General features: G+C 36.2%; 13 protein-coding genes. 11 read left to right on the top strand and 2 right to left on the bottom strand.

Annotated elements, in window-relative coordinates; all coding sequences use genetic code 11:
* Positions 1 to 108: 108 nt before the first annotated feature.
* Positions 109 to 10,191: an isopeptide-forming domain-containing fimbrial protein gene (locus ACX9TM_RS24990; protein ID WP_077393181.1), complete on the top strand. Its 10,083-nt coding sequence runs from the start codon at positions 109 to 111 to the stop codon at positions 10,189 to 10,191.
* Between the two features lie 114 nt (positions 10,192 to 10,305).
* On the opposite strand, the gene ACX9TM_RS24985 is transcribed toward ACX9TM_RS24990, so the two are convergent.
* Entirely contained in the window at positions 10,306 to 11,295 is a 990-nt protein-coding gene (locus ACX9TM_RS24985; RefSeq protein ID WP_000829785.1) for an NAD(P)/FAD-dependent oxidoreductase, read from the bottom strand.
* Positions 11,296 to 11,756: 461 nt separating this feature from the next.
* Between ACX9TM_RS24985 and ACX9TM_RS24980 the strand changes: the two genes are divergently transcribed.
* The 9 genes from ACX9TM_RS24980 to ACX9TM_RS24940 all read left to right on the top strand — a co-directional run bounded on the left by ACX9TM_RS24980 (position 11,757) and on the right by ACX9TM_RS24940 (position 19,462).
* Positions 11,757 to 12,965 (top strand): NAD(P)/FAD-dependent oxidoreductase, encoded by a 1,209-nt coding sequence (locus tag ACX9TM_RS24980; RefSeq protein ID WP_000856612.1) that lies wholly within the window; start codon positions 11,757 to 11,759, stop codon positions 12,963 to 12,965.
* A 121-nt stretch (positions 12,966 to 13,086) separates the two neighbouring features.
* Positions 13,087 to 13,593 carry an NUDIX hydrolase gene (locus ACX9TM_RS24975; protein WP_000415315.1) on the top strand — a complete coding sequence of 169 codons (507 nt, stop codon included), beginning with the start codon at positions 13,087 to 13,089 and terminating at the stop codon, positions 13,591 to 13,593.
* Complete coding sequence (locus ACX9TM_RS24970) at positions 13,590 to 13,907, top strand: YuiB family protein (RefSeq protein ID WP_000027016.1); 318 nt, start codon at positions 13,590 to 13,592, stop codon at positions 13,905 to 13,907. Before ACX9TM_RS24975 ends, ACX9TM_RS24970 begins: the two co-directional genes overlap by 4 nt.
* A gap of 86 nt (positions 13,908 to 13,993) precedes the next feature.
* Positions 13,994 to 14,620 carry a 3D domain-containing protein gene (locus tag ACX9TM_RS24965; protein ID WP_000920103.1) on the top strand — a complete coding sequence of 209 codons (627 nt, stop codon included), beginning with the start codon at positions 13,994 to 13,996 and terminating at the stop codon, positions 14,618 to 14,620.
* Between the two features lie 145 nt (positions 14,621 to 14,765).
* On the top strand, positions 14,766 to 16,250 hold the full coding sequence (gene pepA / locus ACX9TM_RS24960) for a cytosol aminopeptidase (protein ID WP_000487946.1): 1,485 nt from the start codon (positions 14,766 to 14,768) through the stop codon (positions 16,248 to 16,250).
* A 174-nt stretch (positions 16,251 to 16,424) separates the two neighbouring features.
* Positions 16,425 to 17,312, top strand: coding sequence for a decaprenyl-phosphate phosphoribosyltransferase (locus tag ACX9TM_RS24955; protein ID WP_001206693.1), 888 nt, complete (start codon positions 16,425 to 16,427; stop codon positions 17,310 to 17,312).
* A 102-nt stretch (positions 17,313 to 17,414) separates the two neighbouring features.
* Entirely contained in the window at positions 17,415 to 17,759 is a 345-nt protein-coding gene (locus ACX9TM_RS24950; RefSeq protein WP_001183889.1) for an EamA family transporter, read from the top strand.
* A gap of 11 nt (positions 17,760 to 17,770) precedes the next feature.
* Complete coding sequence (locus ACX9TM_RS24945) at positions 17,771 to 18,193, top strand: divergent PAP2 family protein (RefSeq protein ID WP_000537660.1); 423 nt, start codon at positions 17,771 to 17,773, stop codon at positions 18,191 to 18,193.
* 15 nt (positions 18,194 to 18,208) lie between these two features.
* Positions 18,209 to 19,462: a DUF6080 domain-containing protein gene (locus tag ACX9TM_RS24940; protein ID WP_025710385.1), complete on the top strand. Its 1,254-nt coding sequence runs from the start codon at positions 18,209 to 18,211 to the stop codon at positions 19,460 to 19,462.
* Positions 19,463 to 19,859: 397 nt separating this feature from the next.
* Here ACX9TM_RS24940 and cdaS read toward each other — a convergent pair whose 3' ends face one another.
* Positions 19,860 to 20,465, bottom strand: a complete 606-nt coding sequence (gene cdaS, locus ACX9TM_RS24935; RefSeq protein WP_000545252.1) for a sporulation-specific diadenylate cyclase CdaS — start codon at positions 20,463 to 20,465, stop codon at positions 19,860 to 19,862.
* A gap of 143 nt (positions 20,466 to 20,608) precedes the next feature.
* Between cdaS and ACX9TM_RS24930 the strand changes: the two genes are divergently transcribed.
* Complete coding sequence (locus ACX9TM_RS24930) at positions 20,609 to 22,333, top strand: phospho-sugar mutase (RefSeq protein ID WP_001104221.1); 1,725 nt, start codon at positions 20,609 to 20,611, stop codon at positions 22,331 to 22,333.
* Positions 22,334 to 22,354: the final 21 nt, after the last annotated feature.

Raw genomic sequence — 22,354 nt, 5'->3', positions numbered from 1 at the left:
ACATTTTCGTAGGTCGGATTGTTGCGAGTGGATATATATTGCTATGTATACGGCTACGAAATTAAGTAGACGGATAGCAAGCATATAGAAAGGAGAAAGGTAAAAAATATGAAACAAGTATTGAAGTGTTTTAATGTCGTAACGATGATCACACTTCTCCTATCCATCATATTGCCTTCACCCAGTGCTTTTGCAGAGATAAATAAAAAAAGCTGGGATGAGTTACAAGGAAATGATGTGAAAATTAAGGCAGAGCAAGTAAATGCCGAAATATATAAGGGGGAAGTAGCTAAGAGGGAGCACGTATTTCAATATACGATTGAAAATACGGGAGATACACCAATTCAAGAATTGGTGCTTAAACAAAGTAATGAAAATCAAATTACGTTCCTCTCGCAATCTGTGAAAGTAAACGGAGAGAAGTTACCTGAAAATAAAGTAGCGGATTTCTATGTAGAAGAAAAAGATAAGGGAGGAAAACTTCTTTCTTCTAATCTTAAAATTCGAGATTTAAAATCACACGAAAAAATGACGGTGCTAATAAAGGCTAGCCGCACGCAGCATTTTAATAAAGAATACAAACAAAAGATTAGTGTGCAAAAAGATCAAGTACAAATAGGAAACATGTCTGTAGATGTTGAGGGAATCCCTTCTGAAGAAAAGGTAGCAGCTAATGCCGATGAGGAGGCTGACAGTAGTAAGAAAGAAGTTGGCCCATCAGCTAATAATACAATTAAAAAAGTTGATGAAAAGCTAAAAGTATCTGTAGAAGATAAAAATAACCCTACATCAAAAACAGAACTACCAGAACAACCAGTAACCGAAGCTGAGAAACAGCCAGAAAAAGAGGCAGTAAAGCAGAGTGTTGCAGAAGTACAAGCTGCGTCAGAAAATGCTTCGAAGGTTCAAATCCAAACAGGAGATAAACAAGGATTTGGAGACCCGTTGTATTCTATAATTGCTCCTGGTAATTTAGTACAGACTGGTAATGTGACGCTTGGTTTGACAGATAATCATTATACTAGGCAAAGTGTTGGTGGCAAAACCAATAAAAAAGCTGTAGATGTTGATAATGATGATACTACATTTAATTCATCAACAGGTGCATTTCCTAACATTCCTGCTGGAAGTAAAGTGAAAAAGGCATATTTATTTTGGACAGCAGCTATGGGGACTCCAAGTGATGCAAGGACAGATTATAGAGTTAGCGATGAAGATGTAAGAGAACCCGTTAAAATGAAGATGGGAAATAAGCAATATGCTGAAATAAGTGCTGATAGTATACGAAAAGCGGATTATTTACCGTATATTGCAAATCACTATAGCAGTGGCGCAGGATATGTTGCATATGCTGACGTAACAAATGTGATTGCAAAACAAGGTATTTCTCAAACGGTGACAGTTGCGAATGTGCCACAAATTAAATTTGAAAAAGGCAGTGGTTACTACTGGGGCAACTGGAATCTTATATTAGTGTATGAAAACTATAAAGAAACAGTAAAAGATATGAAGATTTGGGAAGGTTTAGTTGCTCAAAAAAGTACAGCTTGGACAGATATTAGTGTTAATAAAATAAACACACCAAAAGAAGGTGCTTTTAAGGCGAAATTTAGTTATTTTTCATCGCAAGGTGATCCAGCTGATAACGATGGGTATGCCTATGATTATGGAGAGTATGATTTTGGATTAGGGTATCAAAAATTTAAAAATATTAAAGGTAAAGATAATGATGTTAATGACTCATCTATGACAGAAGTACAAGTAGACGGTACTAACGAGTTTGTTACAAAAAAATATCCAGGATATAACCCGGATTGGACAAATTCATTCAGTACTGACATTCATACGTATCATCTTGAAGGACCGACTCAAGTAAAGAATGATTTGAAAGAAGGAAAAATGCGTTTTAGAGCATATGCTGGTACTGGTGATATTTACGTATTAAATAACGCCACATTCGTTACAGAGCATAATGCTCCAAACTTACAAGTTGATAAAAAGGCATTAGATAGTACCGGTAAAGAAATTAAGGAAATTAAAGCTGGTGAAGAGTTTACGTATCAAATTGAAGTGAAAAATGATACGAAAAATAATCAAGCGCCGGTATCGAATGTAAAAGGTTTTGATAAATTAGATGATCGTTTAGAGTATGTTCCGGGATCTATACAATATATTTCTGGAAGTAATAAAGGAAATAAAACAGATGATGCAAGCGATGATGAAGCAGAGTTTGTAAATAATCAAATTGATTTCCGTGTTGGTGAAGGTGCTAATGCTAAAGACGGCGGTGTTTTAAAGCCTGGTGAAAGTGCCATTATTACATTCAAAGTAAAAGTGAAAGCTTCTGTACAATCAGATACAACAGTAAAAAATATCGTTGTTGTAAAGGGACAAGATAGTACCGAGGTAAATTATGAAACTGCAGATGATGCAGATATTACGGTTACGACTCCAAAAGAGATCCCTGGAGAAATAGAAGCTAAAAAAATAGCATCTAATAAAACACCGAAACTAGGTGAAGAAGTAGAGTATCGTATTACATTTAAAAATAAGACAAAAGATGGACGTCTAGATGTATTGACGATTGAAGATGAATTACCAAGCAATCTTGAATACGTGAAAGATAGTTTGAAAGCAGAAGGTGCAAAACCAGAGCCAGTAGAGCTGAAGTTTGAAAATGGAAAAGTAATTGCAAAGTATCCAGAAATTATGGATATGGAAGAAAGAAGTATCGTTTTTAAAACAAAAGTAAAAGAAACTGCAAAAATTGGTGAAGAAATTGTTAATAAAGCAACCGTTAGTGATAAAACAAATCCACCAAAGAATCTAGAAGAGAAGATTACACCACAGCATAAGGCCGGTAAAATTGCTGCAAAGAAAAAAGCAACAAATAAGAAGCCAAAGCTAGGAGAAGAATTTGAATATCAAATTAGCTTCCAAAATACGGTGGAAAACGGAAAACTAGATGCAGTTACAATAGAAGATGAAATTCCAGCTAACTTAGAATTTGTTCAAGGCAGTGAGAGAGCTGAAGGTGCTGAACCAAATCCAGTAGAGTTAAAAGTAGAAAATGGTAAGGTAATCGCAAAATATCCAGAGATTACGGATACAAAAGAGCGAAGCATTGCCTTTAAAGTGAAAGTAAAAGAAGAGGCAAAAGCCGGAGAAACGATTGTTAATAAAGCGGTTGTGAGTGAGCCGAATGGACAAACTGAGCATCCAGAAGAAAAGATTACGCCGGATTATAAATACGGTAAAGTGGATGTTGAAAAAAGCGTAACGAATCAAACACCAAAACTAGGAGAAGAAGTGGAATACCGAATTACATTTTATAATACGGTAGAAAACGGAAAACTAGAAAAGGTGCTAGTAGAAGATACACTACCTAAAGGTGTTGAATACGTGAAAGATAGTTTGAAAGCTGAAGGTATAAAACCAGAGCCAGTAGAACTAAAAGTGGAAGACGGAAAAGTAATGGCAAAGTATCCAGAAATTACGGATACAGAAAAAAGAAGTATTGTTTTTAAAGTGAAAGTAAAAGATTCGGCAAAAGTAGGGGAAGCAATCGTAAATAAAGCAATTGCAAAAGATCCGAAAAATGAGCCTGTTGAATCAAAGGTTGTTATTACACCGCAAAGTAAAAAAGGTGAAATTGCTGCTACAAAGGTAGTTAATAATAAGAAGCCAAAGTTAGGCGAAGAAATCGAGTACCGCATTAGTTTTCATAATACGGTTGAGAACGGAAAACTTGAAGAGGTGCGAGTGGAAGATACAATTCCAAAAGGTCTTGAATATGTAGAAAATAGCATCAAGGCCGAAGGAGAAGCACCTGGACCAGTAGAATTAGCTGTTGAAAATGGGATAGTCAAAGCTAAGTATATCGATATTATGGATATGAAAGAAAGAAGTATCGTCTTTAAAGTAAAGGTGAAGGAAGAAGCAAAAGTAGATAAAGAGATTGTCAATAAAGCAATTGTTGATGATACGAAAAATCCACCGATTGAGCCGGAGGAAAGAATTACTCCGCAACATAAGGATGGAATAATTGATTCGAAGAAGACAGTAGATAATCCATCACCAAAACTAGGAGAAGAAGTAGAATACCGAATTAGCTTTAAGAACACGGTAGAAAACGGAAAACTAGAAAAGGTAATAATAGAGGATACAATTCCTAACGGTTTAGAGTATGTAAAAGGCAGTGAAAAGGCTGAAGGTGATAAACCAGCTCCATTAAAGTTAAGTGTGAAAGATGGAAAAGTCACTGCTGAATACGAAAATATTACGGATATGAAAGAAAGAAGTATTGTCTTTAAGGTAAAGGTGAAGGAAGAAGCGGAAGTAGGTAAGGAAATCATCAATAAGGCAATTGTGGATGATATGAAAGATCCGAAAGAACCAGAAGTGAAAATTACACCATTACACAAAGATGGAAAAATTAAAGCGAAGAAAAGCGTAAATAATGAAACACCGAAGTTAGGAGAAGAAGTAGAATACCGAATTAGTATGAAAAATACGGTTAAGTACGGAAAGCTAACAGACGTGATAATAGAGGATACTTTACCAGAAGGTTTAGAGTATGTAGAAAATAGTTTGAAAGCAGAAGGTGCCGGAACAGATTCAGTAGAGCTGAAATTTGAAAACGGTAAGGTAATGGCAAAATATCCAGAAATTATGGATACAGAAGAAAGAAGTATCGTTTTTAAAGTGAAAGTAAAAGAAGGAGTAACAGTCGGTAAAAAAATCATTAATAAAGCAACTATTGATGATTCGCAAAATAAGCCAGTTAATCCGACTGCGGAAATTATTCCTCAGTATAAAGATGGAAAACTTGAAGCAAAAAAGATGGTAAATAATGAAACGCCGAAGTTAGGAGAAGAAGTGGAATACCGAATCAGCTTTAAAAATACGGTAGAACATGGAAAGCTAACAGAGGTAAAGATAGAAGATGATTTACCAAATGGATTAGAGTATGTGAAAGATAGTGTAAAAGTAGAAGGTTCTAAGCCAGATCCAGTGGAATTGAAATTTGAAAACGGTAAGGTAATGGCAAAGTATCCTGAGATTACAGATACAAAAGAGAGAAGTATTACCTTTAAAGTGAAAGTAAAAGGTAAAGTGAGCGATTCAATTGTTAATGAAGCGATTGTGAGCGATACGAAACATCCGCCAGAAACACCGACAGCAGAAATTATTCCGCAACATAAAGACGGAAAAGTGAAAGCGAAGAAGACGGTAAATAATGAAACGCCGAAGTTAGGAGAAGAAGTAGAATACCGAATTAGTTTTAAAAACACGGTAGAAGACGGAAAACTAGCAGAGGTGAAAATAGAAGATACTTTACCAGAAGGTTTAGAGTACGTAGAAAACAGTGTGAAAGCAGAAGGTTCTAAGCCGGATCCAGTAGAATTGAAATTTGAAAATGGTAAGGTAATGGCGAAGTATCCAGAGATTACGGATACAGAAGAAAGAAGTATCACTTTTAAAGTGAAAGTAAAAGATGAAGTGAAAGTCGGTAAAAAAATCGTCAATAAAGCAATTATTGATGATACGAAAAATAAGCCAGAAACAACGACGGCAGAAATTACTCCACAGCATAAAGACGGAAAAGTGGAAGCGAAGAAAACGGTAAATAATGAAACACCGAAGTTAGGAGAAGAAGTGGAATACCGAATTAGCTTTAAAAATACGGTAGAAAACGGAAAGCTAGCAGAGGTGACAATAAAAGATGATTTACCAAATGGATTAGAGTATGTGAAAGATAGTTTACGAGCAGAAGGTTCTAAGCCAGATCCGGTAGAACTGAAAGTGAAAGATGGAAAAGTAATCGCAAAATATCCAGAAATTATGGATACAGAAGAAAGAAGTATCGTCTTTAAAGCGAGAGTAAAAGAAGAATTTAAGGTTGGTGAAGGCATTGTCAATAAAGTAGTTGTTGATGATACAAAAGATCCAACAACTTCAGAAGTAACAATTACGCCAGAATATAAAGACGGTAAGCTTAAAGCAGAGAAATTTGTAAACAATAAAAAACCGAAATTAGGAGAAGAAGTAGAATACCGAATTAGTTTTAAAAACACGGTAGAAAACGGAAAACTAGTAGAGGTTACAGTAGAAGATGGAATTCCAGCTGGATTAGAGTACGTGGAGAACAGTTTACAAGCAGAAGGTTCTAAACCAAGTCCGGTAGAATTGAAATTTGAAAACGGCAAGGTAATGGCAAAGTATCTAGAAATTGCGGATACAAAAGAAAGAAGTATTATTTTTAAAGTGAAAGTAAAAGAAGAGGCAGAAATAGGCAAGGAGATTGTTAATAAAGCAATCGTAGTAGATACAAAAAATGAGCCAGAAGAGCCTCGTGTGGAAATTACTCCGCAATATAAAGAGGGTAAAATTGCTGCGCAGAAAGTAGCAAATAATCATAAACCGAAACTAGGAGAAGAAGTAGAATACCGAATTAGTTTTAAAAACACGGTAGAAAACGGAAAACTAGTAGAGGTAAATATAAAGGATACATTACCAAATGGTTTAGAGTATGTAGAAGGCAGCATCATAGCAGAAGGTTCTAAACCGAAACCAGTAGAGCTACAGGTGAAAAATAATAAGGTAATGGCAAAGTATCCAGAAATTACAGATACAGAGGAAAGAAGTATTGTCTTTAAAGCGAAGGTAAAAGAAAGCGTAAAAGTGGGAGAAGAAATCGTAAATGAGGCAATTATAGATGATACAAAGAATCTGCCAGAAGAGCCTTATGTACCGATTACACCACAATATAAAGATGGGAAAATTGAGGCAAGAAAAGAAGTAAGTAATCATGAACCGAAGTTAGGTGAGGAAATCGAATATCGAATTATTTTTAATAATACGGTGAAAGATGGAAAACTAGCAGAGGTAAAAATAGAAGATGAAATTCCAGCTGGATTAGAGTTTGTAGAAGGAAGCGAAAAGGCTGAAGGTGAAGAGCCAAAACCAGTGGAGCTGAAAGTAGAAAATGGTAAGGTAATGGCAAAGTATTCAGAGATTATGGATACGAAAGAAAGAAGTATCGTCTTTAAAGTGAAGGTGAAAGATTCAGTTGCAATAGGTAAAGACATCACAAATAAAGCGATTATCCATGTTGATGATCCGAACCATCCAGTAATTGATCCGACAGCAAAAATTACACCGCAATATAAAGGCGGTAAAATTGCTACTCATAAAAAGGTGAATAATCATAAACCGAAGCTAGGGGAAGAAATCGAATACCGAATTTCATTTAATAATACGGTGAAAGATGGAAAACTGGCAGAGGTGAAAATTGAGGATGAAATTCCGTCTGGTTTAGAGTATGTGAAAGATAGTCTAAAAGCAGAAGGTGATAAGCCAGCACCAGTAGAGTTGAAAGAAGAAGCTGGTAAGGTTAGTGCGAAGTATGAAAATATCACTGACATGAAAGAAAGAAGCATTATCTTTAAAGTGAAGGTGAAAGATTCTGTTGAAGTGGACAAAGCAATTGTAAATAAAGCAATTGTTGATGATACAAAAAATCCACCAGAGCGACCAGAAGTAGAAATTACCCCGCAGCATAAAGACGGTAAAGTTAAAGCTGATAAAAAGGTAAATAAAAAAGATCCAAAGCTAGGAGAAGAAGTAGAGTACCGAATTAGTTTTAAAAATACGGTAGAAAACGGAAAACTAGCAGAAGTGAAAATTGAGGATCAATTACCAACTGGTTTAGAGTATGTGAAGGATAGTTTAAAATCAGAAGGTAATGAGCCAGCGCCAGTAGAGTTAAAAGAAGAAGCTGGGAAAATTACAGCGAAGTATGAAAATATTACTGATACAGCTGAGCGTAGTATTATCTTTAAAGTGAAAGTAACGGAAGTAGCAAAAGTCGGTAAGAAAATCGTGAATACGGCAATTGTGGATGATGACAATCCGAAGAATCCGCCGCAAAAACCAGAAGCGATTATTACGCCGGAGTATAAGGACGGAAAACTAAAAGCTGAGAAAACAGTAAATAATCCAGCTCCAAAATTAGGAGAAGAAGTAGAGTATCGAATTACTTTCCGTAACGTAGTAGAGCATGGAAAAGTAGCGAAGGTGAAGATTAAGGATGAATTACCAACTGGCTTAGAGTTTGTAGAAGGTAGTGAAAGAGCCGAGGGAGAGAATCCGAAACCGTTGTATGTGAAAGTGAAAAACGGAATCGTCCTTGCGGAATATCCAGAAATTACGGATATGAAAGAAAGAAGTATCGTCTTTAAAGTGAAAGTGAAAGAAAAAGCTAAAGTAGGCGAAGAGATTGTGAACAAGGCGATTGTGGAAGATACAATAAATCCACCAGAGCAACCGAATATCTCTATTCAGCCTCAATATAAAGATGGTGCATTACAAGCAGAAAAAACAGTAAGTAATCATGAACCAAAGTTAGGAGAAGAAGTAGAATATCGAATTAGCTTTGAAAATACGGTAGAGAACGGAAAACTAACTGAGGTAAAGGTAGAAGATGAAATTCCAGCCGGTTTAGAATATGTACAAGATAGTATAAAGTCTGATGGGCCGGAACCATATCCGGTGGAACTGAAAGTAGAGAATGGAAAAGTAACAGCAAAGTATCCAGAAATTACGGATACGAAAAAAAGAAGTATCATCTTTAAAGTGAGAGTACAAGAGACGGTACAAGTAGGAAAAGAGATTGTAAACAAGGCGATTGTTGATGATAATAATCCGACGACTCCGCCAGTTGAGTCACTTATACCAATCACACCGCAATATAAAGATGGGAAACTAGAGGCAAGGAAAGAAGTAAGTAATCATGGACCAAAGCTAGGGGAAGAAATTGAATATCGAATTACTTTTAACGGCACAGTAGATGGCGGGAAGTTAGTTGATGTAAAGATTGAAGATGAAATTCCGTCTGGTTTAGAGTATGTGAAAGATAGTCTGGAGGCCGTAGGTGATAAGCCTGTGCCTACAGAACTTAAAGTAGAGAATGGAAAAGTAACAGTGAAGTATCCAGAAATTACGGATACGAAAGAAAGAAGTGTCATCTTTAAAGTAAAGGTAAAAGAAACAGCAAAAGTTGGAGGAGAAATAACAAATAAAGCGATTATTGAAGTGGATGATCCGAAACATCCAGTTATAGAACCGACAGCGAAAATAAAGCCAGAATATAAAGATGGTAAGTTAACAGCAGCGAAGACAGTAAGTAATAAAGAGCCAAAGCTCGGAGAAGAAGTAGAATACCGAATTAGCTTCAAAAATACGGTGGAAAACGGAAAACTAGATGTAGTTACAATAGAAGATGAAATTCCAGCCGGTTTAGAATACGTGCAAGGTAGTATTAGATTTGAAGGGGCTGAGCCAAATCCAATAGAGTTAAAAATGGAGTTTGGAAAAGTAATCGCCAAGTATCTAGAAATTACAGATACGAAAGAACGTAGTATTATTTTTAACGCGAAGGTAAAAGAAGCGCCGAGTAAAGGGATAACAAATAAAGCAGTAGTGGACGATAAAATAAATCCGCCACTTGAGCCTACAGTTACAATTTTACCGAAAACAAAAGAAGATTTTAAGATACCAGAAGATCCGAAAGAACCGAAGGAGCCAGAAGTGAAACCAGAAGATCCGAAAGAACCGAAGGAGCCAGAAGTGAAACCGGAAGATCCGAAAGAGCCGAAGGAGCCAGAAGTGAAACCGGAAGATCCGAAAGAGCCGAAGGAGCCAGAAGTGAAACCGGAAGATCCGAAAGAACCGAAGGAGCCAGAAGTGAAACCAGAAGATCCGAAAGAACCGAAGGAGCCAGAAGTGAAACCGGAAGATCCGAAAGAACCGAAGGAGCCAGAAGTGAAACCAGAAGATCCGAAAGAGCCGAAGGAGCCAGAAGTGAAACCGGAGGATCCGAAAGAACCGAAGGAGCCAGAAGTGAAACCAGAAGATCCGAAAGAGCCGAAGGAGCCAGAAGTGAAACCAGAAGATCCGAAAGAACCGAAGGAGCCAGAAGTGAAACCGGAAGATCCGGAAGAACCGAAGGAGCCAGAAGTGAAACCGGAAGTAAGATTGGAAAAATTAATTAAAGAGCCGCAAGTAAAAACAGAAAGAGAATTACCGAAAACAGGGGCAGCGTCTCCATGGATGATGTCAGTTGGTGCTGGAATTTCATTCTTAGTTGGCGGAGTATTATTCGTATTAGGTAGAAGAAGAAAACAATAATTTTTTTAGACGAAAAGCACACTGAATTCGATAGTTTATCGAATTCAGTGTGCTTTCGTGGTATATAAAATAAAAGCTCCTTCCACGTATGGAAGGAGCTTTTATTTTTACATATTAAAACATGCTTGAGCTATGCATTGGTTGAAGTTTTGCATTTGGATCGAAGTAAGCTTTTGCATTGTTTACTGCTGTTGGTGCTTCACCGAAGCCGCAAGCAATGAGTTTTACTTTTCCTTCATATGTACAAATGTCACCAGCAGCGTAAATGCCAGGAATATTTGTTTCCATTTTTGAATTTACAAGGATGCTGTTTTTTTGTATATCTAAGCCCCAGTTTTTAATTGGGCCAAGAGAAGAAACGAAGCCATAGTTTACAATTACGTCATCAACATCGATGATAACTTTTTCTTCCGTTTTTACGTGCTGAAGAACAACTTGTTCAATTTTGTCATCACCAATGAGTTCAACTGGAACATACGGTGTACTTACTTCTGCACGAGAATTCATTAAGTTTTCGACGCTATGTTCATGCGCACGGAATTTATCGCGGCGATGAACGATTGTAACTTTTTCAGCGATCGGTTCTAACATCATTGTCCAATCAACAGCTGAATCGCCGCCGCCAAATACTACGACGCGCTTACCGGCAAATTTATTCATATCATCAACGAAATAATGTAAGTTTTTCTTTTCATACTTTGCTGTACCTTCTAATTCTAAGCGGCGTGGTTGGAAAGCACCATTGCCAGCAGTAATAATAACTGATTTAGAATAGTGAGTTTGCTTATTCGTAACAAGTTTAAATATACCGTCAGCTTGTTTCTCAAGCGTATCGACAGCTTCTTCTAAACAAACGGTTGGGTCAAATTTCTTCATTTGCTCTTTTAAGTTATCAACTAATTCTTGTGCGCGCACTTTTGGGAATCCAGCTACATCATAAATGTATTTTTCAGGGTAGAGTGCGGATAATTGTCCTCCAAGTTGAGGTAAGCTTTCAATGATTTTTACACTTGCTTGTCTCATACCGCCATAAAATGCTGTGAACAGCCCTGTTGGACCACCACCAATAATTGTTATGTCGTAAACTTTTTGATTTTCTGCCACTTTCATTCCCCCTATAGATGGAATTTTGATATTGATTTCATATATTGTTCATATGTACACGAAAATCCTGCAAATGATGACACTTTCAAATAAATGATAGCATATTTGAGTTCATAATACTTCTGAAAACGACTGAATTGTGTGTAAGTTTTCGCATAGGTTCTTTTTTATTGTATAAAATATACAGAAAGGAAAATACATGAAAAAAAGTCTAAAAAACCCTTGAAAACGCTATGTTATTTTAAAATATTGATAATTCTCCAGACGCTTGAATTCTGGAATAAAACCGACTAATATAGGGAAGTATTATGTTAAATTTCTATGACAAAATTCGTACGATTTTTTGACTGCGTTTTGTTATGATATAGAATGTGATAAATTCCACATTCTTGACAAATAGAGTTTTTAGTACTTGGTATTATTTCTCATTACTATTATATAAAGAAAAGGGTTGTGATTTGGTGAAGACTCCAAAAATCGTAGTTTTAGGTGCAGGTTATGGCGGGATGATTACGACTGTTCGTCTGCAAAAAGCATTATCTGTAAATGAAGCTGAAATTACGCTAGTAAACAACAACAGCTATCACTACCAAGCGACTTGGTTACACGAGAGCGCAGCTGGTACATTACAAGATGAAAAAATCTGTCTAGATATTCAAGACGTTATTGATACAAATAAAGTAAACTTTGTACAAGACACAGTAGTAGAAATTAAAGCTGCTGAAAAACGCATTATCTTAAAAGACGGCGAGTTAGAGTATGACTACTTAGTAATTGGTCTTGGTTTCGAATCAGAAACATTCGGAATTACAGGATTAAAAGAGCATGCATTCTCAATCGCTAACATTAATGCAACTCGTGAAATTCGTGAGCATATGGAAGCTAGTTTCTCTAAATATGCAACTGAACAACGCGATGAGTTAGTAACAATCGTTGTTGGTGGTGCTGGATTTACTGGTATCGAGTACGTAGGTGAGCTTGCAAACCGTGTTCCTGAACTTTGCAAAGAGTACAATGTACCACGTGAAAAAGCACGTATCATCTGTGTAGAAGCTGCTCCAACAGCACTTCCAGGTTTCGATCCAGCGTTAGTAGAATACGCTGTAAAACAACTTGAGAAAAAAGGTGTAGAATTCCGCATCGGTACAGCAATTAAAGAAGCAACTGAAGAAGGTATTATCGTTGCGAATGGCGATGACACTGAATTAATTAAGTCTGAAACAGTAGTTTGGGCTGCAGGTGTTCGTGGTAACGGTATTGTGGAAGAGTCTGGATTTGAAGCAATGCGCGGACGTGTAAAAGTTGATGAGTACATGCATGCTCCAGGATACGAAGATGTATTCATGGTTGGTGACGCAGCGTTAATCATTAATGAAGAAATTAACCGTCCATACCCACCAACAGCACAAATTGCAATTCAACAAGGTTACAATATTGCACACAACTTAACTGTATTAGTTCGTGGTAAAGGTGAAATGAAAAAATTCGCATTTGATAATAAAGGATCTGTATGTTCTTTAGGTCATGACGATGCAATGGGCGTTGTTATGGGTAAAAAGTTAACAGGTTGGAAAGCTTCCTTCATGAAGAAAGTAATCGATAACCGTTACCTATTCTTATTAGGTGGACCTTTATTAGTTCTTAAAAAAGGTAAATTAAAGTTCTTTTAATATATAGTAGAAAAAGCAGAAACGGCTAAGAGCTGTTTCTGCTTTTTTCATATTAAAAATATAGTATAATATAAAAAAGAAAGAATATTCTGTCCGTTCTGAAAGAGGAGGTTATTACATCATGGAGAAACGAGGGAAGGTATGGCTAGCTGTTAGTGGTTTAGTAGCTACAAAAGATGGTAGGTGGCTATTTGTTAAGAAGAAATACAGTGGATTAAAAGGGAAATGGTCTTTACCGGCTGGTTTTGTAAATGAAGGTGAGACGGTTGATGAAGCTGTGAAACGCGAAGTGTTAGAAGAGACAGGCATTGTCGCTCATGTGAAGGGGATCATTGGTGTTCGATCGGGTGTTATTCGTAATGAGATTAGTGATAATATGATTATTTTTCTTTTGGAGCCTGAAGGAGAAAATATTATTATACAGGAGAAAGAATTGTCTGAAGTGGCGTTCTTACATCCGGATAAGATTGTAGACGATCCGAATACGTCTGTGCTTATTAAATATTTGTTAGAAGGAAGATCAGAACTACATCTTGAAGTGGACAAAACATTAAATCCAGGCGAACCATTTGGTTATACAGCTTATCACGTATTTACGGCACGTGCGAAGGAGAGGGGAAAAGAGTGAGTATACCGGTACTACTTATTTCAATGATGTTATTCTTTATTTTGTTCTTTGGAATTGGATTTTTACTCAACATGATTTTGCGAGCTACTTGGGTAATGGTTATTGTGTATCCGATTGTTTGTATGCTTATTATTAATAAAGCGAGTATGTGGGATTATTTTTCAAAACCGAAAGAAACATTTTCTTCATTTGGGACAAGTGTATCGCACTTAGGACAAGCAGACGTATTTATTCTATCTACTGGATTAGTAGGGGCTGCTTTAGCAGGAGTCGTAATCAAGAAACTTCGGAAAAGCGGATATCAAATGTTTTAATCTCCAATTAAGTTGGAGATTATTTTTTTGCATATTCCTTCATGGTATAGGGAATGATTAACGATGAAGGAGTGTGGAATATAAAAATGTTAAAACGATATTGTATTCGCATTATGATGACTTGTTTACTTGCAATTGCATTATGCGTAACATGGAATGCTTTCACAGGAGTTTCTTTATTAGAGATTGTAAAGAAGTATGAGGGAACGAGTGCAAAAGAAGTACATGCAGCAGAAGTTAAGAGAAATGTTGCTCCGAGTAAAGAAGTGATAAATGCTTTAGAGCAGGCAAACGACTGGTCTAAATATCGTTCAATTGAAATGACTGCAACAGGTTATACGTCGGGAATTGAGTCAACTGGTAAGAGGCCAGGGCATCCAGAGTATGGTATTACATATTCAGGTGTTAAAGTGAAAAGGGATTTATATTCCACAATCGCTGCGGACTTACGCGTATTTCCGATTGGAACGATTCTATTCGTACCAGGTTATGGATATGGTGTAGTAGCTGATAAGGGCGGTGCAATAAAAGGAAACCGTCTTGATCTATATTATGATACGGTGAAAGATGTTTATAGCCAATGGGGTAAGAAAAAAGTAAATGTGTACGTAGTAAAAGTAGGAAATGGTAAGTTTACAGAAGAAGAGTTAACGATGTTAAATCAAGACGAAACGATGCAAGTGTTTCGTGGTCAATATTTAAAACAAAGATAGTCTAGTCGTAATTACGCTAGACTTTTTTTCTTGGCTTATTTCATAATAGAGGGGATTTTACACGTCATATAACTGTAGTTAGAATTGTCGCATTTTATCGAAAATAAAGTTATAATGGTGGTAGAGAAATTTAGGGGGTCTGAACATGTTTCAAGTACAAAAAGAATTAGCAGGTCATGAAGCAGTAATTGTTGCTTTATTTGAAGAAGAGAAAATGAGTAGTTTTGTACAAGAACTGGACAAAGCGTTTGAAGGACAATTACAAGTTTTACTAGAAGAGAAAGAATTATCTACGAAGAAAAAGGCCATTTCGAAAGTGCATAGCTTAGGAAAAACAAATGTGAAACGTTATTACTTTGTTGGTTTAGGCAAGAAAGAGTCTTACACGACAGAAACGTTACGTGCGGCTCTTGGTAAGGCATTTAAAACACTGCAAGCAGCAAAAGTACAAGATGCAGCAATCTTACTTGATTCTTTCGTAACAGAGAAATTAGACGCGATTGATGTCGCTCATATTGCAGCAGAGGTACAAGGCCTTGGTACATATGAATTACAAACGTATAAATCAGATAAAAAGGATCGTGTAGAGTTAGAGAAGTTCACGGCTATTACATCGGAAGATGCACAAGAAATTGAAGCCGCATTAACAGTTGGCTACGTACATGGACGTGCAACAAATTCAGCTCGTACACTTGTAAATATGCCGCCAAACGTATTAACAGCGACAAAGCTTGCTGAGTATGCTGTTGAATTAGCGGAGAAGTATGATATGGACTATAAAGTTCTTGAGAAAGAAGAGATGGAAGATCTTGGTATGGGTGCGTTACTTGCAGTAAACCAAGGTAGTGTAGAGCCACCAAAAATGATCGCTCTTATTTATAAGGGAAAAGAAGAGTGGAAAGATGTCATTGGGTTCGTTGGAAAAGGTATTACATACGATACAGGTGGTTATTCTTTAAAACCACGTGAAGGCATGGTTGGTATGAAAGGTGATATGGGCGGTGCAGCTGCTGTATTAGGTGCGATGGAAATTATCGGTGAACTTCGCCCAGAACAAAATGTGATCGCTGTTATTCCTTCAACTGATAACGTTGTAAGTGGTACGGCATTTAAGCCAGACGATGTAATCACATCTATGAGCGGAAAAACAATTGAAGTATTAAATACGGATGCAGAAGGTCGTCTAGCTTTAGCTGACGGTATTACGTATGCGAAAAAACTTGGTGCAAACTACCTTGTTGATGTTGCAACATTAACAGGCGGTGTAATTGTTGCACTTGGAAACTATACGACAGGCGCAATGACAAATAATGAAGAGTTATTTGAGCAAGTGCTAGAGGCTTCTATGGAAACAGATGAGCCAATTTGGCAACTACCGATTTTTGATCGTGATAAAGAACGCGTTCGAAACAGTAAGTTTGCTGATTTAAATAACTCACCAGGCCGTGAAGGACATGCGGTTATGGCAGGTACATTCTTAGGCGAATTCGCTGAAGATACACCGTGGGTACACTTAGATATCGCTGGAACATCAGAAACAAAAGGCGCGCACGACTTAGGTCCAGCTGGAGCAACTGGTGCAATGGTACGTACACTTGCAACACTTGTGGAGCGTTTTGGAGAAGAATAATTCTTTGAAGAAAAGGCTGTCTCAAATTTTTGAGGCAGCCTTTTTTATTGGTATTTAATAGTTGATTTTCAATGCTATACTTATGTGATATAATCTTTCCTGTATTAGAAGTAAATAACAATTGAATAGGGAGGGAAAGAAGAGAGTGATAAAAATAGAAGCACTCTTATTATTATGAGGGAAGGAACTTTATCTCAACAAAATATAGTTGTATTGTTTTTTAAACAGTTACGCCCGAAACAGTGGACTAAAAACTTGCTTGTATTTGCAGCGTTAGTCTTTTCAATAAAACAAGTATCTTTAACTATGGTGGCACAAGCTGCAATTTGTTTTGCGCTATTTTGTGCAATATCTGGCTGTGTCTATATTTTAAATGATTTTATGGATATTGAGGCAGATCGACAACACCCTGTTAAGCGATATCGACCGATGGCATCGGGGGCATTAAATCCGTACTTTGCTATTACGGCAGGTTGTGTTATTTTAGTAGCGTCTTTAGTAGTTTCATATATATTAAATCCGTTATTGTGCTTAGTATTAGCAGTCTATTTTATTTTAAATGTAGCGTATTCAATTCGTTTGAAACACGTTGTAATCATTGATATTTTAATTATTGCAGCTGGATTTGTTTTACGAGCATTGGCCGGTGGATTAGTTATTCAAGTGCCATTTACACCGTGGTTTTTATTATGTACATTATTACTGTCACTATTCTTGGCTATTAATAAAAGAAGACATGAATTAGTATTGTTACAGAATAATAAAGGTTCTCATAGAAAAGTATTAGAAAGTTATTCTCCTGCTTTGTTAGACCAATTAAGTACAATTGTTACATCGGCAACTATTGTAACTTATGCTATCTTTACTTTTAATGCAGGGAAAAGTATCTATTTAATGTGGACAATCCCATTTGTAATTTACGGGATTTTTCGTTATTTATATTTAGTTCACATGGAAGATAAAGGTGGAGAACCAGATAAAGTTTTATTAGAGGATCAGCATATTTTAATAACAGTGTTGTTATATGCGATAACAGTTATTATTATACTATTGAACTTTTAATTACTCTATTCGGGTTTGTTAAAACGTTTAAGAGGAGTGTCTTAAACGTTTTTTATTTGGAATAAAACATTTTTTGAATATAAACAGTTAAGGAGTATAGAGATGCAACAATTTTTAATGATTATTTTATCAGTTGGTATGGGAGTTGTAGGGCAAATTTTATTAAAATTTGGTGCAATGAAATCACAAAGTTCAGCGGCTGTAGGTATTATGAATTTCATTAACGTACCGAACTTTTTCGGACTAGCTTTTTACGGTTTAAGTGCATTATTATGGATGATTGTGCTGAGAAAGGTTGATTTAAGTTATGCATACCCAATGGTGAGTTTCGGATATGTATTTGTTATTATTGCGTCAGCATTATTATTTGGTGAAACAATCAATTTCATGAAAATTGCTGGAATGGTATGTATAGTAGCTGGCATTTTATTTATTGCAAAATCATAGGAGGTAAAGCAATGGGAACATATTTATATTGTATACTTCCATTTATAGCTTGGGTAGCTTCGGGAGTATTGAAATTTTTAGTGAATTATCTTCGTTCTGGAAAAGATGCTTTTCGTTTAGTTGGAAATGGTGGATTTCCTAGCACGCATACAACGATTTTATCAAGTATGGTCATGACAATAGGGTTTCATGAAGGATTTAATACACCGATGTTTGGAATCGGGATGGCAATTTTAACAATTGTTATCATTGATGCCACAGGACTTCGCCGTACAGTTGGTAAACATGCAAGAATGTTGAATAAACATATAAGTTCGGAAGAAGAAAAATTAAGAGAGCGTCAAGGACATCATTGGCATGAGATTTTTGGTGGGCTTGTGTTAGGAACAGTTATTGGATACGTGGCACATCTAATTATGTTATTTCTACCGTAGAGAGGAGAAGAAGTATTGAATATTTGGAATGATTATAAAGGAAAGGGGATATTAGCCCTTGTCCTTTTCATTTTTTATTGGTCATTTTATTTTTTTATCGGTTGGAAAATGGATACTCACTCTAAGCTTTTTATTGAAGCGTGGGTGGTTGATACCTATTTTTCTTTTGATCAAGGATATTATATCATCTCCTTTTTCCTTGAAAAAGTAGATGTAGCAGCGGCGACCTGGTTCCGACATCCATTCCTTTATTATTTTATTCAGCAATTCATGTGGATGCTGGAGACAGTAAAAGTAGGGAATATTGTACATGGTATTATATTCATTCAAACGTTTTTAAGCGCGCTCAGTGTAGTGATGATTTATACATTATGCTGTAAAATTTGTAAGAATACGATTGTTTCTTTTTTACTAGCGGTCATGTATGGATTTTCAGCTACAATGTTAGTTATTACGTGGACACCAGAATCTTTTAGCTATGCAAATTTCACATTGGTACTTATGTGCTTTGTATGCTATCCATTTATTACAGGGGAAAAAGAAGCGAAAATAGGATTTAGTATTGCGAATGTATTGTTGGCAATAGTAATAACAGGGGTTACATTAACCAATTCGTTTATGTGGTTTTTAGGTAGTCTGATGAGTTATAAGAAACTACGGAAAAAAATTATTTGGACTGGTATTTCGATTGTTATTGTCGTGGTCCTGTTTGTATTAGCAATGAACGCAAATAATGTCGTTCTTATCGAAGGATTAAAGGGTAGTATGGACTTTGCTGCGCAAGGACAGAGTTTTTCACCAGAATACGTTAAGCCATCAGGTATATTAGTATTTCATCTATTATTAGGATCTTCATTCATCTTTGGACCATTCTCGGAAGTTACTTTAAGACAAGGTGAGCAATTCGCACAATTAAATATACTTCCATCGCATACTATGATCGGGTGGATTGTGATTGTATCTGTGTATGCTTTTATAATAGTAGCTGTATGGAAAAACTTTAGAAAAGAGCCTTTCGTAAGGTTTTTAAGTTTCTGTTTACTATTTAATATTGTTTTACATGGAATTATTGGTTTTGGGGCATCTGAAGCATTTATTTATGGCGCACATATGCTGTTTACAATACCGTTATTATTAGCATATGGTTTTAAAGTGATGAGACGTGTAAAAGTAGTTGCTTTATGTTTAATATTAATATTAATAATTATAAATAATTTTGAAAGTATGCTATATTTTTATCATTTTGCAGTCTCCAATTATTCTTTATAATAAAATAGATTTTTAATAAAAGGGTACTTTAGATAGGATTTCTAAAGTACCCTTTTTTACTATTTATTAAAAATAGATAAAAAATAATAGCTAGAAGTGAAGCATTTTAGAAAACATACAGTTGTTATGAAAGAGGTCTAAACATGTTTTGAGTACAAAAAGAGTAGTAAGTGTACTTAGACATCCCTTTGAGCAAATAATTTATGGTCAGCTCGAGCAATGGTATAGGTAATTCGTATACTTTTCGAGCATTTTGTAGAAGAATAATTTTTTTTGAAGAAAAAGCTGTCTCAAATTTTGGAGACAGCTTTTTCTATTGATATGGTAGGTGTATTTGGTGGTAATTCGATATAACTTCATTTACTACCGTGCTGTTCAAAAAAGTGATAAAAAGTGTTTATAAAGAAATCGTATACAAAATCCCGTTTAAAGCAAAAGAAGTACGGCCCGTTTCTTCAGAGACAACTAATATAAGTGCATCACTCTTTTCTGATAAGCCAATTGCAGCTCTGTGACGTGTTCCTAGCTCAGGATCAACTTCTGTACTTTTCGTTAAAGGAAGAATATTAGCAGCTGAGACAATATGATTATTTTTTACGAGAACGGCACCGTCATGAAGAGGGTTACCTGGATAAAATATTGATTCGAGTAATGGTGCAGTTAAATGAGCGTTTAATGTCGTTCCAGTTTGAATGAGAGCTTCAAGCGTCTCGTTTCTTTCCACAACGATAAGAGCACCATGTTTTCTGGCGCTTAAGTGTTGGATAGCTGTCGTAATAAAAGATGAACTTTCCGTATAAGGTGATAAATATGCCTGAATATAGTATGTAGCTGCCAATGTTTGTACATTTGCTAACATATGATGAATATCTTCCATTTTGCATAAAATACATTCGTCTTCTTTATCGATTGCGTTCCTCATAATCGATAGTTCTTTTTCAGCAATTTCAATCATTTGCTTTGTTTGTATTTTGAGCTCTTCTGACAAGCCCCATTCGTGCATAATCCTCATTCCCTTTAGTGGAGTATTTAACAATAGTGTATACAAATATTCCTAGTAAAATCCTGCTAGATTTTATAAAATATTGAGATACAGCATGTTTTTTTCATATAATAAAGGTATGACGAGCGAGAGGAGAGAGAAGAATGAATTGGAAACAAGAATTTAGTCGCTGGCTTTCTTACGCACAATTAGATGCAGAATTAAAAGAACAGCTAGAAAATATGAAGCAAGATGAGAAGAAAATCGAGGATAGCTTTTATAAAAATCTAGAGTTTGGCACAGGTGGTATGCGTGGTGAACTTGGTGCTGGTACGAACCGTTTAAACGTATATACAGTTCGTAAAGCAACAAAAGGATTAGCAAGCTTTATTGAAAAATTAGGTGAGGAAGCGAAAAAACGCGGTGTTGTTGTAGCCTATGATTCTCGTCATAAATCACCTGAGTTCGCAATGGAAGTTGCTGCTACACTTGGGGCACGCGGTATCACAACATATGTGTTTGAAAGCTTACGTCCAACGCCAGTACTTTCTTTCGCAGTTCGTCATTTACATACAGTAAGTGGAATCGTTCTTACGGCAAGCCATAATCCACCTGAATATAACGGATACAAAGTATACGGTGAAGATGGTGGACAGTTACCCCCAAAAGAAGCAGATGAGTTAATTAGCTACGTAAATGCAGTAGAAGATGAATTAACAGTTGAAGTCGCTGATGTAGAGCAATTAAAAGCTGACGGTTTATTACATATTATTGGACAAGAAGTAGATGATGCATATGCTGCAGAATTGAACAATGTCATCATTAATAAAGAAATGGTGCAAAAGGTTGGTAAAGACTTAAAAATCGTCTTTACACCATTACACGGAACATCAAATATTTCTGTACGCCGTGGTTTAAAAGAAGTTGGATTTACAGATGTAACAGTTGTAAAAGAGCAAGAGTTACCAGATCCAAACTTCTCTACAGTAAAATCACCGAACCCAGAAGAGCACGCAGCGTTTGAGTATGCCATTCGTGACGGTGAAAAGGTAGGCGCAGATGTATTAATCGCAACTGATCCTGACGCAGACCGCCTTGGTGTAGCAGTGCGTAATCATAATGGTGAGTTCCAAGTATTAACAGGAAACCAAACAGGTGCATTAATGCTTGATTACTTACTATCTCAAAAGAAAGAAAACGGAACGCTTCCGGAGAACGGTGTCGTATTAAAAACAATCGTAACGTCTGAGATTGGCCGTACAATTGCGAAAGCATACGGTTTAGATACAGTTGATACGTTAACTGGATTTAAATTTATCGGTGAGAAAATTAGGCAGTATGAAGAAAGCGGACAATATGAATTCCAATTCGGTTATGAGGAAAGCTATGGTTATTTAATCCGCCCATTCTGCCGTGATAAAGATGCAGTACAATCTGTCCTATTTGCATGTGAAGTAGCTGCATACTACAAATCACAAGGGAAAACGTTATATGACGGTCTATTAGAAGTATTTGAGAAGTACGGTTTCTTCCGTGAAGACCTTGTATCGTTAACGTTAAAAGGAAAAGATGGAGCTGAAAAAATCCAAGAGATGATGGCAACGTTCCGTGAGAATCCGCCGAAAGAAGTAGCTGGCTTAACAGTCGTAGCAGTGGAAGACTATAAAGCAAGCATCGTTACATCTTTACAAGATGGACATAAAGAAGAGATTCACTTACCGAAATCAAATGTGTTAAAATATCAATTAGAGGATGGTTCATGGTTCTGCCTACGTCCATCTGGAACTGAGCCGAAGATTAAGTTTTACTTTGGTGTAAAAGATAGTTCTTTACAAAATAGTGAACAAAAGTTACTTACTATTAAAGAAGACATTATGAATCGTTTATAATACAAAGTAATTTTAAGTAGT

This window comes from Bacillus sp. LH1 (assembly GCF_057924895.1).
Note: the sequence above shows the minus strand (reverse complement) of the source record. Positions and strands in the feature narration are given on the sequence as shown.

Excerpts from the sequence above, each read along its gene's own strand:
- ACX9TM_RS24965 (WP_000920103.1), top strand. The coding sequence starts at position 13,994 with ATGTTAAAACGATATTGTATTCGCATTATGATGACTTGTTTACTTGCA.
- ACX9TM_RS24990 (WP_077393181.1), top strand. The coding sequence starts at position 109 with ATGAAACAAGTATTGAAGTGTTTTAATGTCGTAACGATGATCACACTT.
- ACX9TM_RS24950 (WP_001183889.1), top strand. The coding sequence starts at position 17,415 with ATGCAACAATTTTTAATGATTATTTTATCAGTTGGTATGGGAGTTGTA.
- cdaS (WP_000545252.1), bottom strand. The coding sequence starts at position 20,465 with ATGCACGAATGGGGCTTGTCAGAAGAGCTCAAAATACAAACAAAGCAA.
- ACX9TM_RS24930 (WP_001104221.1), top strand. The coding sequence starts at position 20,609 with ATGAATTGGAAACAAGAATTTAGTCGCTGGCTTTCTTACGCACAATTA.
- ACX9TM_RS24945 (WP_000537660.1), top strand. The coding sequence starts at position 17,771 with ATGGGAACATATTTATATTGTATACTTCCATTTATAGCTTGGGTAGCT.
- ACX9TM_RS24955 (WP_001206693.1), top strand. The coding sequence starts at position 16,425 with ATGAGGGAAGGAACTTTATCTCAACAAAATATAGTTGTATTGTTTTTT.
- ACX9TM_RS24975 (WP_000415315.1), top strand. The coding sequence starts at position 13,087 with ATGGAGAAACGAGGGAAGGTATGGCTAGCTGTTAGTGGTTTAGTAGCT.
- pepA (WP_000487946.1), top strand. The coding sequence starts at position 14,766 with ATGTTTCAAGTACAAAAAGAATTAGCAGGTCATGAAGCAGTAATTGTT.